Source organism: Halorubrum sp. GN11_10-6_MGM (assembly GCF_005435165.1).
Lineage (GTDB): Archaea > Halobacteriota > Halobacteria > Halobacteriales > Haloferacaceae > Halorubrum.
On the sequence record NZ_SGUC01000046.1, the window covers coordinates 1 to 14,822 of the forward strand.

Genomic DNA, 14,822 nt, shown 5'->3' on the forward strand with positions numbered 1-14,822 from the left:
CCTCGTCAAGGCGGTTGACGAGAAAGTTAAGAAGCTGGTCCTCGTGAATCACACCGTCTGCTTGCTTGGTTTTAGACACACCTTCAGCAAGCAGACGTTCTAACTAAGCGGCTTTGTGAAGTACTGAGGTTCGACACGACGGCCGCGTCCGGTGTGATGTCGAGGATAGACTCCGTACAAACGTATTGATCCGCACGATCGTCTGTCATTCTGTAGCCTCCGGCTTTCGCCCGGTGACGGTCTGGTCCAGCAGTACGACGTACGGAGACTGCGTGGCGAACGCTGTCTCTCCGGCGAGCGTCACCGTTTCTCGAACTCCCTCCGGATCAGTCACGACAGTGTTGCGAACGCCAACATCGTCGAGGAGTTTGTCCATGTTGTACCCCGCGGGCACCTGCGCGATGTTGAACTCACCGAGGTTGCCGCGGCGCGTCACGACACCGAGGAAGGGGACGCGTGCCGGGACGCTGAGCGACCCGATGGCGTTGAACGTATTCGCAAGCCCGCTCGACTGACAGAGCAGCGCCCCGCGGTCGCCACCGACCCACGCGCCCACGAGGACCCCGACAGCCTCCTCTTCACGGCTCACCAGCACGGTCTCGAACCGGCTGTCCTCGACCACCTCACCGATAAGCGCGTCCATCTTCGAGTCGGGCAGATACGCGATCAGATCGACTCCGGCGTCTGCTAATGCCTCCGCAGCGTCCTCACTCCACGTCATCGACGAAATGACCCTCTTGAATCATCGACGAATCACTCGCCAGTGTCGTCGAACCGTCGATCTCAGAAATCGACGCGTCGCTCACAGAACAGTGTGGATAACCCCCGTGGTATGTGGTCACTCGCATAACGCGACGTTCGCCGAAGCTATCTTCAAACTTGGGGCAAGGCGATGGCGCGGTCGAAGACGGCTGAACGGTCCACCTGCCCTGATACACTCGGTTCGCGGCTGAACAACGCTTATATCACCACACTCTGTCGTTTCTCTCAGCGAAACGGGGCCGTACTACCGGAGCCAACACCACAATGACTGAGATGACTGGAAGCACGTTCGTACTCGACGCACTGGACGCCGAAGGCGTCACGACGCTTTTCGGCCTCATCGGAGAAGGAAACGCACACCTCATCGACGCGACGAACGACCACGACATCGCGTTCCAGTACGCGCGTCACGAGCAAGTCGCCGTCTCCATGGCGGACGGCTACGCCCGCACCACCGGCGGAGTCGGCGTCTGTACACTCACGCACGGTCCGGGTGTGACGAACGGCGCGACCGGAATCGCCGCCGCGGACCGCGATAACGTCCCGCTCGTCGTGCTCGTCGGCGACACTGGATTCAGCGGCCGGGAAACATCTCTCCAGTATCTCGACCACGTCACGTTCACCGACCCGATATCCGTCTACCAGACGCGCGCGGAGACGTTGGACACGATCGGTGAAACCCTCCGTCGCGCGTTCTCAAAAGCCCGGACCAAACGCGGTCCCGCCATCGTCGAACTCCCCGGAGACATCCAAGAAAACCCCGTCCCCGACGAGGCCTACAATCCACGGTCGTCCACGGCCCAACGCATCCACGCCGACCCCGAAACGGTCGTCGCCGCGGCCGACATTCTCGACGCGGCAGCCCACCCCGTCATCCTCGCTGGCGGTGGCGCTCGCGCGTCCGACGCCGCTGACGCCATCACCGCACTCGCAGAACGACTCGGCGCACCCATCGCCACGACGTACTTCGCCAAAGGGCTCTTCGACCACGATCACCCGCTTCACTCGGGGATCGCGGGCACGTTCATGACGCCCGCCAACGACGCGTTACTCCCAGACGCCGACGCGGTCCTCACCGTCGGTGCGCAGCTCTCGGGGAAATCCACTCGCTACGGGGCTCTCTACGAGGACGCTGCCATCGTACAGATCGACACGTCGTCCGACGCTCTCGGACGCTACCGTGACCCCACGGTCGGGGTGCTCGGAGACGCGCGAGCGACCGTCGCCGCACTCGAAGACCGCATCGAGGCGAACCCAGAACGCGTCGAGAGAGTCAAAGACACCATCGCGGACACGGGTCACGTCATCCCGTTCGAAGAGCAGTCGAACGGACCGTACGTGGACCCGCGGGCGCTCACGCTCGCCGTCTCCGACCGTACCGCCGGCGACGCCGTCGTCGCCGTCGACTCCGGAAACAACACGGGGTTCCCGGCGGTCTTTCACGAACTCGACGCCGGCGGCCAGATGCTCGTGAACGGGAACTTCGGAACGATGGGGTACGCGCTCCCCGCAGCGCTCGGCGCGCAGTACGCCGACCGCGACCGCGACGTCGTCTGCTACATGGGCGACGGCGCGTTCATGCAAGTCGTTCAGGACGTCGAGACCGCGGTTCGACTCCGTCTTCCGGTCGTCTTCGTCGTCTTGAACGACGAGAGCTACGGGATCATCCGTCACCGCCAGCACCTCGAATTCGATCGTGCGACCGCTGCCGACTACGAGAGCCCCGAGTTCGAGCAGGTCGCTCGCGGTCTCGGCGCACACGCCGCAACGATACGATCGACAGACGATCTGGACGTTCTCGACGAGTTCCTGGACGACAAGCCCGACGTACCGCTCGTTCTCGACGTGCGCACGAATCCGGATATCGCGCGGCCCGGATTCCCGCCGTACTAGAGGTCGATACGGAGGTTCCCGTCCGAAGACACCTCTGCCGTAATTTCCGGCGGTAGGAGACTCGTACACCCCGGTTCTTCGAGGATCGCGGGTCCATCGACCGTCGCACCGACCGCAAGCGTTTGCCGGTCGATTACCGGCGTCGTCACGAACCCTCGATCTGCGAAGTACACCTCGCGTTCACGTCGGACCTGTTCGCCGCCCGTAACGGACACCTCGTCCTCCACGGGTAGCGTCTCGACTGTCCCCGCGACGCGGAGTGTGACGATTTCAACCGGTTCGTCCCGCATCGCGTACCCGTAGAGTTGGCGGTGCTGGTCGTGGAACCGCTCGATCCCCGCCTCGAAGTTCGCCGCAGTGAACGTCTCTCCGGGCAGCGGCACCGTCAGTTCGTACGCTTGCCCCGCATACCGAACGTCGAGTTGCCGGGTCACCAGCACGTCCTCAGCGTCGAATCCCTGTTCGATGAACCGGTCGGTGAGCGAGTCTTCGAGCGCGTCGAACTCGACGCCGGCCCGTTGAGCGTCGAGCCCATCACCGGTGTACGCCCGAGACTCGTCCATCCGAACGTCCGCGAGCAGGAGACCACGCGCCGAGAACACGCCCGGACTCCGGGGAATCACGACCGAATCCATGTCCATATTCTCGGCGACTTCAGCAGCCTGAAGCGGCCCGGCCCCACCAAACGCGACGAGCGAAAACTCACCGGGATCCCGGCCGCGTTCGACGGTGACGCGACGCAGCTCACGGGCCATCTTCGCGTTTGCGACCTTGACCACGTTCATCGCCGCCTCCTCAAGACTGAGCCCCAGCGGTTCCGCGATCTCCTCACCGAACACTTCCCTCGCCTTCTCGATGGCCGGTCGCATGTCACCGTCGAGGAAGGCGCTCGGATCGATACGACCAAGCACAAGGTTCGCGTCCGTCACCGTCGGCTCCGTCCCACCGCGCCCGTAACAGATCGGCCCGGGGTCCGCGCCGGCGGACTTCGGCCCGACGCGAAGCCCGCCGGCAGCGTCGATCCACGCGATACTCCCACCACCCGCACCCACGGTGTTGATGTCGACGAGCGGAGTGTTGATCGGCAGATCGTTGATCTCACCCTCCGTGGATCGAACGAGGTCACCATCCTCGACGACGCTCACGTCCGCGCTCGTCCCGCCCATGTCGAGCCCGATAGCGTGTTCAAGCTCCTCCGTCCGACTCACGTCACGGCACGCAACGGCTCCCGCGGCCGGCCCGGACAGAACAGTCCGAAGCGCGAAATCCGTCGCCTGGTCCGTTCCGAAGATCCCGCCGCCGGAGTGCATCACGTTCAGCGGCACATCGATCCCACGCTCCGCGATCCCGGCGTCCAGCCGACGGAAGTAATCCTGAACCGTGACCTTCACCGCCTCGTTCAACACCGTGGTGACGGTCCGATCGTACTCACGCGTCTCCGGGTAGACGGCGGAGGAAAGCGCGTAACTCAGGTCGGTTTCCTCTGCGATGAGTTCGCCGACCCGCCGCTCATGGTCGTCGTTCAAGTAGGAGAACAACATCGACACAATGACCGAATCGACACCCGACTCAGCGAGCTCGCTAACCGCCGCACGAACAGCATCCTCGTCAAGCTCATCGACAACGTCTCCCTTCGAGTCGATACGCCCCGGGACACCGAGCCGGTGCCTCCTGTCCACCAGCGCAGGTGGTTTGTCCGCCTGAAGATTGTAGAGTTCCGGGCGGGTCTGGTCTCCGATCTCTAAGACGTCACGCAACCCCTCGTTCGTAATCAGCCCGAGGTCCGGGATCTCGTTTTCTAGGACGGCGTTTGTCCCGACCGTCGTCCCGTGACTCAGGAACTCGACGCGGCCCGGACTCGTGTCGGTTTCCTCCAGGATCTTGTCGATCCCGTTCAACACACCGCGGTCGAAGTCCGGAGGCGTGGACGGCGTCTTTGTGATGTACACTTCGTTCGCGTCCACATCGTAGAGTACAACGTCGGTGAACGTACCACCGGTGTCGACACCGATGCGTACGCTCACGCGTTCTCACCCGTGGTACCCGCAGCGGTGTCACGAAGTTCTTGACGCCGCTCAACAGTCGCCTCCTCATCGACACGACCGTCTTCGATGACGACGCCGTACTCCTCACGGGCTTTCTCCCGCGAGACCTTCTCGTCGAGGACGTCATCGAGGACGTCACCGGGAGCCCGCTCCAACGGGTCCCCGTACCCGCCACCGCCGGGTGTCTGAACGCTCGCAACATCGTCAGCAGCGAGCTTAGTCGTCGACTTCGACGCCAACACCGCCTCATCCGCCGTCCCCGGATTACGATAGAACCGAGACGGTCGAGCTGCGTGCCCGCCGAAGACACCCCACGGCTTGGAACGCGTCCGGTCAGTAAGCAGCGAAAACGACGCCTCGTGATCATAAAACTGGAGGTCACGACGGACGCCGAGACCCCCGCGCTGCCGCCCCGCACCCTCCGAGTCCTGAATCAGTTCGTACCGCCGAACGTACACGGGCAGTTCGTCTTCAAGTTCCTCGATCGGGCTGTTCGCTGTGTTCTGGAAGTGCGTCTGTACTGCGTCCATCCCGTCTTTCTCCATGCGTCCGCCGTAGCCTCCCGCAACAGTCTCGTAGTACACGTAATCGTCGCCGTCACGCGGATCGGTCCCGCCGTACGCGACGTTACACACCATCCCTTTCGTCGCAGCGATGGTCTGTTCCGGGACTGCGTCCGCGAGCGCCTTCGTCACGAGATCACCCGCACGCATCGGGATCTCCCACCCGCCAGCCACCGGGCGGTTGTACGAGGGGTTCACCATCGTTCCCTCCGGAGTGATCGTCTCGAACGGTCGGTAGAACCCGTCGTTCTTCGGGAGGTCCTCACCGATGAACGCCATGATAACCGCCATCGTCCCCGCGAACGCCATCGCGGGCGTACAGTTCAACGGCCCCTCGTTTTCCGCCGCGGTCCCGGTGAAGTCGATCGTCATCTCGTCACCATCGACCGTCAGCGTGAGCACGAGCGTCACGGGCTCGTCAACGATCCCGTCACCGTCCATCTCATCGCTCGCCGAATACTCCCCATCCGGGAGTTCCTCAACAGCCGCGCGAACACGGCGTTCCGTGTAGTCAAGCAGCTCATCCAAGTAGGTCTCGACGTTCTCACGGCCATTCTCCTCGTGAAGTTCTGCGAACCGCTGTTCACCGATCCGGTTCGCCCCGAGTTGTGCCTGATAATCGCCGCGACGCATCTTCGACTCCCGGACGTTCCGCAGAATGAACGAGAGCTTGTCCTCGTCGTACTCCCAGTCTTCCACCGCGTGAACGCCGGGAATGATCAATCCCTCCCCGTAGAGCTCCGTGCTGTCGTTCGGAATCCCGCCAGGTGTACCCCCACCGATATCGACGTGATGCGCCGAATTCGCGGCGTAGCCGATGATCTCGTCGTCGTGGAACAACGGCGAGATCAGCATCACGTCCGGCAGGTGAACTGCGCCCTTGTACGGGTCGTTGATGAGAATACCGTCGCCCGGTTCGAGGTCGTCTTCCCACTCAGGAACGTTCCGTGGGACGACAGAAACAAGCGACCCGATGTGTTGCGGCGCGATGTCGTGTTGCGCAATATGCCTGAGGTCGGCGTCGAACAACGCACACGTGTGGTCACGACGGATCTTAATGTTCGTCGAGTAGGCGGTTCGTTGAAGCGTCACCCCCATCTCTTCAACGACACTCTTCAGCGAGTGTCTGAAAATCTCAAGATCGCCAGTATCTACCATACCACTGCCACTCATACCAGACGGAATAAACGTGTGGGTGACTGACTTACACCGATCAACAACTCCTCTATCGCAGTTTGAACCAGTCCGCTCGCCCAGATGTCCACGGCGTTCGCCGCCAATCCCGTCGCAGAAAAAGTTAATGTGGTTTGTTATCACGTGTCTGTATGCCAGACATCGAAAAATACGACCAGTTCATCGACGGCGAGTTCGCCCCCTCAGAAAGCGATGACCGCGCCGAAGTCACATTCCCGTACAACGGCGACACATGGGCGACCGTCCCCCTCGGAACCCCAGATGACGTCGACCGTGCCGTCACCGCCGCACGAGACGCCTTCGAACGAGACAACTGGGCCGGCCTCCAACCGAGCGACCGCGCCGCACTGATCAGAGACGTCGCCGCGGTCATCGACGACCACGCAAACGAGCTCGCGGAACTCGAAACCCGACAGAACGGGAAGCTCATCCGTGAGATGAGCGGGCAAATGAACTCGCTCGGCGACTGGTTCCGCTACTACGCCAGTGAATGCGAGACCCGCGACGGCGACACCATCCCCGTCGAAAGCAAAGACGGTGAGATGTTCAACTACGTCGTCGAGGAACCGTACGGCGTCGTCGGCGCCATCACCCCGTGGAACTCCCCGCTTCTCCTCACGGCGTTCAAACTCGCCCCCGCGCTCGCCGCCGGGTGTACGTTCGTCCACAAACCCAGCACGCAAACTCCCGTGAGCGCGTTACGCCTCGCCGAACTTCTCAGTGACGAAGCCGGCCTCCCCGACGGCGTCTACAACGTCATCACCGGCAGCGGCAGCACCGTCGGCGACGCGCTCATCGATCACGAAGACATCGACAAAGTCTCCTTCACCGGTAGCACCAGCGTCGGCCGTCACATTGGGAAGACCGCCGGCGAGAACCTCATCCCTGCCTCCCTCGAACTCGGCGGGAAGAGCCCGAACATCGTTTTCGACGACGCAAACCTTGACAACGCAATCAACGGCGTCATCAAAGGCATCTTCGCCGCGACCGGACAAACTTGCCTCGCAGGATCGCGCGTGTTCCTCCATGAGGACATCACTGACGAGTTCATTGACCGGTTCACTGACCGCGCCAGCGACATCACCCTCGGCGACCCGCGCGACCCTGAGACCGAAATGGGACCGGTCGCATTCCGCGAACAGTGGGAAACCGACCGTGACTACATCCGGACCGCACTGGAAGAAGGCGCAACTCTCCAGTTCGGCGGTGAACAACCCGACGACCTCCCCGGGCAGTGTTTCCTCGAACCGACCATCCTCACCGACGTGGAAAACAACATGACCGTCGCGCAAGAGGAGATCTTCGGCCCCATCGCAAGCGTGCTCACCTTCAGCGACGAGGATGACCTCATCGAACGCGCGAACGACACCGACTTCGGACTCGCCGCAGGTATCTGGACCGAAAACTTCCGGAAAGCTCACCGTATCGCCGACGCGATCGAAGCCGGGACCATCTGGATCAACGAGTACCGCACACTCACCTACAACTCCCCGTTCGGTGGGTACAAAGATAGCGGGCTCGGCCGCGAAAACGGACACGAAGGCCTAGAGGAATACCTACAGACAAAAAGCGTCTGGGTCGACCTCGCCGGCGAAGTCAAAGACCCGTTTAAACTCGGGTAACACGGGAGAGATCTTCCTGAGGGTCAATAGCGTCATACCCGCGCTTCCCACCGGTTGTGTCGAATTTCTAGTTGTCTCGGATGAAGTCGTAGCGGTGCGCACCCGCTGGCGCTCGCTCACCTGGTCGTCTTGCTTTTCGAGACTCTTTTCGGGGATGTCGAGGACACCGTATCGGCGCTCGCCCACCAGCACTCGCTACGGTACCACTCTTAGTTTCACCCCGTCCCTAAGGCTCACCCATTTTACACCGATCGCCGTTGGCACGGGTAGGGGGACGACAAATTCAGAAGAGCAGGTCCGACGCCGCGACGTGTTCGTAAATCTCACTGAAGAGGTCCAAATTCGACGGGCGGGAGTCCACAGTGGAAAAATGGCTGAGAATCTATCGTTTCTCTACCCGACAGTCAAGATCAGTCAACGAGCCAACGAGATACGTCAGCGGATCCTTGAGAACATACGGGATCAATATGAGGAGCTGAAGCGGACGGCTGGTGAACCACGAGCGGGTGCGGATCTCGCCGAAACGGATCCCGTCACCGAACAGAAGCTCACCCGACTCAGGAATGAGTATCAGACGTATCAACAGGTCCGGTTGTATCCGCTCCGAGCGTCTATCATCGCCCGGTTGATCGGGTCGATAATTCTCCCGATTCTCTTGATGATGATCGAGTTCTTTCTCCAGACCACAATATTGAGCTAACTGTTGAGTACCGTCGTGTAGCTACCATGACGATATGGTATTCTCACGCTTTTCCAGTGGTTATCCAAGTCGATACAGGCTTCCCGATATCGGCTTGATTATGGCGGGGACCGAGTGAGTGCTGCCGTACTAAGTGATAGCTTCTTTGGCAACATCATAGAGACTCAGAGTTGACGTTAGCGACAGACCAGTACAATTGCTGGCTGACCAACGACGGGACCGAAGTACTTCGTCGCGCTGTCGGGAGTCACTCCGCCGTCCAAAGGTATTTCATAATGGTTTCCCCTCTATCGTCTATGCGTGTACTTATCACGGGGGCGAATGGCACAGTCGGCAGCGCGATCATCGACCAACTCGGAGACACAGACGAGTACGAATTCACGTGTCTCGACGTCGAAGACCACCCCGACCGCGACACAGTTGTCGCAGACATCACAGACTTAGACGACCTTCGCGGCCACTTCGACGACATTGATGCCGTCATTCACCTCGCTGCCGCCGTTGACCTCAGCGGATCGTGGGAAGAAATCCTTCAAACCAACATTATCGGCACGTACAACGTGTTACAAGCAGCAGCGGAAGCCGAGGTGGAGAAGTTCATTTTCGCGTCATCAATCCACACCGTGGGCATGTACGAAATCGAACTCTCACCGGACATCTACGACCCGGACTACGATCTCACGGTCACGCACGAACACCCTGTCCGACCAGACTCCTTCTATGGCCTCTCCAAAGTCTTCGGCGAGGCGGCCGGGCGTCTCTTCGTCGAGAGTCAGGAGAACCCGCTCGGCGACCTCCACCCGACGTACGTGACCAACACGCGAGCGTACCCCACGAGTTTCTACGCGCTCCGCATCAAAACCGTCCTCGGCGATGAGTACGACCACCCGTACGGGCTCGCCGAAATGGGCGTCGACGAAGGCTGGTGGGAGCGCGACAGCGACGAGTACAACCACATGGCTGACCGGCTGAAGTGTACGTGGCTCTCACACCGCGACCTCGGCCAACTCACCGACCACCTCCTCCAACACGATGACCCCGGCTTCGACGTCTTCTGGGGTGTCAGCGGCAATGACGGTACCTGGGTCGATCTCTCGCACACACGAGACATCCTCGGATACACGCCCCAAGACAACGGCGCAGAGTGGGACGCGCCTCCCGAGTAACGAGCAATTTCCTGGCACCGTTAGTCTATATATACCAAGGCACTGTCGGCAGCTCCTGCGAAATTCAGTAGACAACCGACTGTGACGGACTCCCTCAGGCTACGGGAACCGAATCGACAGATCACTCAGAGTAGAACGTAGCCGGCGGTCAATATCAAAAAGCGCGTCGAACACACGGTCGAAGCCAACGAGTACATCATCGTAAATAACCAGTGAACAATTCACCGACATCATCTTGCGAGTTCGAATAATAATGCTCAGCATGGCCATTCGGGAACTTTCAAGACCTAGGGAGCCGACAGAAGCAAAGCTCAAAGAGCACGAGAAAGGCTATGGAGACGGGCTTGCCGGTCAGTTGGGAATTGACTCTCCGGATCGCGTTCGATATGATGGACGTGGAGTTCTGCCAACCCACCTTCTTCCGGGCTGCGACGCTCACACGCTTGGCACTTGTGCTCGCCAATAGAATCTTTACCGAGCGACTGACACGGTAGAGATACGTTCGATGCCTGTCCTCGATGATCTCTCCGGATTCGAGTTCGAGGACGTGATGGAGGACGTGTTCCGGACCCTCGGGTACGAGAACGTTCGGCAGGCGGAACGGACGGCCGACGAGGGGCGGGACGTCCTCATGGAGGAGGTCGTCGACGGGACGCGCCGGGCGGTCGTCGTCGAGTGTAAGCACACGGGGACGGTGGGTCGGCCGGTCGTTCAGAAGCTCCACTCGGCGATTGCGACGTTCGAGTTCGACGGGCCGAAACGCGGGATTGTGGCGACGACCGGCCGGTTCACCGGTCCGGCCGTCGAGTACGCCGAACGCCTCGAACGAAACGGTGACCCGTACCCGATCGAGCTGATCGACGGCGAGGATCTGCGCGAGATCGCTGACGAGGTCGGACTGGACCTGTACAACGGCCGGATCGAGATCCTGTGTGACGAGACGCTGCGCCCGCATGACCCGGCGACGTCGGTAGCGGCACCGGTCGCGGAAGCGTTCCGAGACATCGACAACATCGAGGCGGCGGATCTCCCCGCGCCGCATTCGCAAGTCACGTTCCGACCGGTGGTCGCCGTAACCGCGGACACGAACGCGGTGTTCGAGACGTCGGTCGGCGTGGTCCACCGGGTCAACGACCGGTCACGATTCGCCGTTCACGCGGATCGCGGCCGCCCGCAAACGGTGTCCGGTGACGTCTCGACCCTCGTGCTGGAGAACCTTCACGCGACCGTCGAGCTCGACGCGGAGGCGTTCGGGAAGCGGTACGACGCCGTTGAAGAGCGACGGTTCGGGCAGACGCAGACCGAGTACAAGGACTGGGCCGTAGACCGGCTTAGAGAGCAGCACACGACGACGGTGTCGTACACGGGGGACAACAACGTCACGTACACGAAGACGTGCGAGCCGAAGCGCTCGGACGTCTCAGTCCAGTCTGTCGAGCCGGTGTACGTTCCACAGGTGCGGCACACGATCGACCTCGGCGAGTACACGTACCCGTACGAGTACTTCGCCGCGGGGCCGTCGCGGGTGACGAGCGAGGACGGGATTCACCGCTGTGTCCACTGCGGTACGGACGGGGGCGACACGACGTACACGTACTGCGCGAACTGCGGGAGCGTGAACTGCGGCTCGCACATCGAGACGGGGCGTTTAGAGGAGGCCCCGGTCTGTACCGGGTGCGCGGTGACCGAGCGCTTCGCGTTCAAAACCAAGTACTTCTACGACGAGGCGAACCGGGACGCGTTCCGCGAGGAGTACGACGCGATGCCGTTCTACGAGAAAGCGATGGAGAACACGCCGCTCGCCGTCGGTGTACTCGTTCTTACCGTACTCCTGCTACTCGGACTCCTCGTCAGCGTCGGTGGGATGTGACTCACGTCCCAGCTGTTGGGTTGGAGAGAACTGTTCGAAACCGCCGTACACATTTCATCGCCTGGCTCGGTTTGCGGCTGAACCACGCTGAATACCGCAAGGCGTCATTCTCGTCGTCACTGTGTTCCGAGGCCGCTGGGGAGCGAGATGGGCCGCCAGCGCTCGTGTCTCGGCATCAATCTAACTGGTCGAGTTCTCCCCGGCGTTCTTGATGCATGATACCACCGGCGAACAACCGGAGTTTCGAGATGAGTTCTGCCTCGGTCTCGTATGCCGCTACCCGTAGGTCCCATCGCACCTGTGCTGATCGTATCATCGCACTCGTGACATCGTCCTCATGAACGAAGACGAGTCGGTCACCGTGTGTTTCCGAAAGCGCTTCAAGAACACTTCCGGCTTCTTCTCCGACACCGAAATTATGCCCGAGAAACGGTAAAATGAACGCTGTCGCATTGCTACACTGCGTGTATTCGATGCTCTGAGTCGCTGCGTCCACCTCATCGGTGTCCACGTCAACGTCGAGAGCGAGAAACGCGTTCACTCCGGGCCTGACGCGAAGTGCTCCTTGTACCCGTCGTAAGAGTGCCTGCGCCGCGTCGATCTCTTCTTTGTTTTGAAACAGTTGCCGGAGCGGCCCTGGGAGGTCGCCCACGTCGATTTCTTGGCGCTCCTCCTCACTGAGAATGTAGTTTAGATTAAACGATTTGTACGGGCCCATCAAGTAGAAAAGAAATCGGTCATACGTTACGTGACCCAACCGTTCGGCAATCAAATCGCGCGTTATCTCCGCAGTCATGAGCAATCATGCCCGCCGAAAGTATTTAAAAACTGTATTTTTTGAGAGAGTCTGGCTTGAGAAAGCCTAAGAGTCTGTCCGTTGTACCGTAGACCAAGATGGCGACGAATCACACGGAGACAGCCGGAGGTGGGTTCCCGGAAGATCCCGAAGACCTACTGCCGGAAGAGAGCGTCCTCAGTCTTGAGGAGTATCTTGCGATGCACGCCGCCGTCGGGCATCGTACCAGATACGAGATCCTCTACCGACTCGTACACAGCGGAGACATGAGTCCCAAAGAACTAGAGGACGCGATCGACATCGACGACAGTACCCTTCACTACCACCTCAACAAGCTCGTTGATGTGGGTCTCGTCGAAAAACGTCAACGGACCGAACGGGGCCAAGACGGCTCGTACACGTACTACCGAGCGACCGTGTTTGGAGAGGTGACGCTTACAGACGGCGTCGACGAGCTGATCCGCGGTGAAGAAGAGTTCGATAGAATGTACAACGGCTCGACCGAACAGTAGCGAGGGACCGTTTCACCCACGCGACATCGCGAAAATGGGTTGGGGCGGATTCGAACCTCAGTCACTCCGCTCGCTGGCGCCCGCTCTGTTCCCTGCTTCGAATCCGCGGCATCCATTCTGGCGACACGGCTCCTCGCTCGCGTCGCTCGCTCGTCGCAGTGTGCCGCCAGAAATGGGTTGGGGCGGATTTGAACCATCGAGAGGCGCTTAGAGACGCTCTGCGCGCCTCTCGTACTCTCGTTCAGGGCTCACGAGAGCGTCGCCCTGCTCCGTGTGAAGGAGCCGTCATTGAAGACAGTACACCACGACCAACCCAGTTCCAGCCGGGTCCTCAATATTGTTTCTGGGAGACACTACTCGGTGCGTACAGACTCCACATGGCGCCGGCCGTGGCACCACCAACATCGAGTTTCCTACCGATCATGTCAGAGTGTGTCCCACCCGAAGACGCCGTTGAACAGTACCTCACATCGCGTCGTAATGAACTCGCTGATGCGAGCCAACAAAACATCCGCTATAGACTCAAGCAATTCGTTGAGTGGACAGACGAAGCAGGGGTCGACGACATGGCAGAATTTGATGGAATGCTCTGTGAGCAATGGAAGCTCGCACGAGTTGATGCTGGACTTGCGCGAATCACCGTCCGACAGCACATGATGACCTTCCGCCACTTCATCCGGTGGTGTGGAAGCGTTGGATACGTTGATTCAGACCTCCACGAAAAAATTCGAATTCCACGGACAACGAAGTCGGACCGAACTCGGGACGACACTATCCAGCCCGAGCGTGCAAATGCTATCGTCAACCACCTCGCTCAATTTAGCTGGGCCAGTCGATGTCACATCGTCTTCGGCTTGCTATGGCATACCGCGATGCGAACCGGCAGTCTGCGTGCGCTTGACGTCGGTGACTTTCATTACTCAGGAAGTGACGCGTACCTTGCGGTATCCCACCGTCCGGATACGGACACACCACTCAAGCTCGGAGATGAAGGAGAAAGAAACGTCACAATCGCCAACAGCGATCTCGCGGATACAGTGAGCGACTACATTGAGTACAATCGTCCCGATGTTGAGGACGAACATAACCGTGAACCGTTGATTGCCACCGACTACGGTCGGGCTGCAAAGACGACTATTCGGACGGACGTGTATCGTGCGACACAACCTTGCTTGCTTGGGGACTGTCCTCATGGTGAGAGTGAATCGACCTGCGTCCATCTCAATAACCCAGACAAGGCAGGATCGTGTCCCTCCGCGCGTTCACCACATATGATCCGACGGGGTGCGATTACCGCACATCTTGACGATGGAGTCCCAAAAGAAATCGTTGGTGAACGGGCATCCGTCTCGGCCGACACGCTCGAAGAACACTATGATGCGCGGTCGAAAGAGCAACGTCGTCAAAACAGACTGAAACACCTGAAAAAGGGATTTCGACATCAGTAAAAATATGATTTAATCCACCACTGATCTGCTGAAATCCTACCATTCTGACTTATCTTGTTTGAGACAGCCGGTTGATGGAGAGTGCTTACCTAATAGTCTAGATGATCGAACGAGATTAAGTAGTACGCTCTTGTGGCGGAGATTGTTGGTGAGTCATAGCGCAGTTTCGAGGATGGTTTTGAGCGCTTCTTTCCCCGGTTTTCGGAACACTTCACGACGGAGCTGAAACGCTCGGAGATATGGTGTGAGTC

The 14,822-nt window shown here is 59.9% G+C and carries 11 protein-coding genes and 1 pseudogene; 7 read left to right on the plus strand and 5 right to left on the minus strand.

From position 1 onward, the window contains the following. Nucleotides 1–205: 205 nt before the first annotated feature. The gene (locus EXE46_RS15035) at nucleotides 206–643 is read right to left on the minus strand and encodes a hypothetical protein (protein WP_342765022.1); all 438 of its coding nucleotides are present in this window, start codon (nucleotides 641–643) and stop codon (nucleotides 206–208) included. 383 nt (nucleotides 644–1,026) lie between these two features. Here EXE46_RS15035 and EXE46_RS15040 point away from each other — a divergent pair, with 383 nt between their 5' ends. Next, entirely contained in the window at nucleotides 1,027–2,655 is a 1,629-nt protein-coding gene (locus tag EXE46_RS15040; protein ID WP_137689172.1) for a thiamine pyrophosphate-binding protein, read from the plus strand. Here EXE46_RS15040 and EXE46_RS15045 read toward each other — a convergent pair. Together EXE46_RS15045 and EXE46_RS15050 are read right to left on the minus strand one after the other, a co-directional pair. Further along, nucleotides 2,652–4,679: a hydantoinase/oxoprolinase family protein gene (locus tag EXE46_RS15045; RefSeq protein WP_137689173.1), complete on the minus strand. Its 2,028-nt coding sequence runs from the start codon at nucleotides 4,677–4,679 to the stop codon at nucleotides 2,652–2,654. The two genes, EXE46_RS15040 and EXE46_RS15045, sit on opposite strands and share 4 nt — an antisense overlap. Further along, nucleotides 4,676–6,421, minus strand: coding sequence for a hydantoinase B/oxoprolinase family protein (locus tag EXE46_RS15050; protein WP_158413954.1), 1,746 nt, complete (start codon nucleotides 6,419–6,421; stop codon nucleotides 4,676–4,678). The genes EXE46_RS15045 and EXE46_RS15050 overlap by 4 nt, the downstream gene beginning before the upstream one ends. Before the next feature lie 167 nt (nucleotides 6,422–6,588). Between EXE46_RS15050 and EXE46_RS15055 the strand changes: the two genes are divergently transcribed. From EXE46_RS15055 to EXE46_RS15070, 4 genes are all read left to right on the plus strand, one after another. Continuing rightward, a complete protein-coding gene (locus EXE46_RS15055) occupies nucleotides 6,589–8,079 on the plus strand; it encodes an aldehyde dehydrogenase (protein WP_137689175.1) in 1,491 nt (496 codons plus the stop codon). A 370-nt stretch (nucleotides 8,080–8,449) separates the two neighbouring features. After that, on the plus strand, nucleotides 8,450–8,779 hold the full coding sequence (locus EXE46_RS15060; RefSeq protein ID WP_137689176.1) for a hypothetical protein: 330 nt from the start codon (nucleotides 8,450–8,452) through the stop codon (nucleotides 8,777–8,779). 296 nt (nucleotides 8,780–9,075) lie between these two features. Then, nucleotides 9,076–9,945, plus strand: coding sequence for an NAD(P)-dependent oxidoreductase (locus EXE46_RS15065; protein ID WP_137689177.1), 870 nt, complete (start codon nucleotides 9,076–9,078; stop codon nucleotides 9,943–9,945). Between the two features lie 505 nt (nucleotides 9,946–10,450). Then, nucleotides 10,451–11,815 (plus strand): restriction endonuclease, encoded by a 1,365-nt coding sequence (locus EXE46_RS15070; RefSeq protein WP_137689178.1) that lies wholly within the window; start codon nucleotides 10,451–10,453, stop codon nucleotides 11,813–11,815. Between the two features lie 175 nt (nucleotides 11,816–11,990). Here EXE46_RS15070 and EXE46_RS15075 read toward each other — a convergent pair whose 3' ends face one another. Continuing rightward, complete coding sequence (locus EXE46_RS15075; RefSeq protein ID WP_137689179.1) at nucleotides 11,991–12,611, minus strand: hypothetical protein; 621 nt, start codon at nucleotides 12,609–12,611, stop codon at nucleotides 11,991–11,993. A 98-nt stretch (nucleotides 12,612–12,709) separates the two neighbouring features. Between EXE46_RS15075 and EXE46_RS15080 the strand changes: the two genes are divergently transcribed. Together EXE46_RS15080 and EXE46_RS15085 are read left to right on the plus strand one after the other, a co-directional pair. Then, entirely contained in the window at nucleotides 12,710–13,123 is a 414-nt protein-coding gene (locus EXE46_RS15080) for a transcriptional regulator (protein WP_137689180.1), read from the plus strand. A gap of 422 nt (nucleotides 13,124–13,545) precedes the next feature. Further along, nucleotides 13,546–14,571 (plus strand): site-specific integrase, encoded by a 1,026-nt coding sequence (locus EXE46_RS15085; protein ID WP_137689181.1) that lies wholly within the window; start codon nucleotides 13,546–13,548, stop codon nucleotides 14,569–14,571. Nucleotides 14,572–14,724: 153 nt separating this feature from the next. Here EXE46_RS15085 and EXE46_RS15090 read toward each other — a convergent pair. Further along, nucleotides 14,725–14,822: pseudogene (locus EXE46_RS15090) on the minus strand (IS1595 family transposase); the annotation flags it as partial.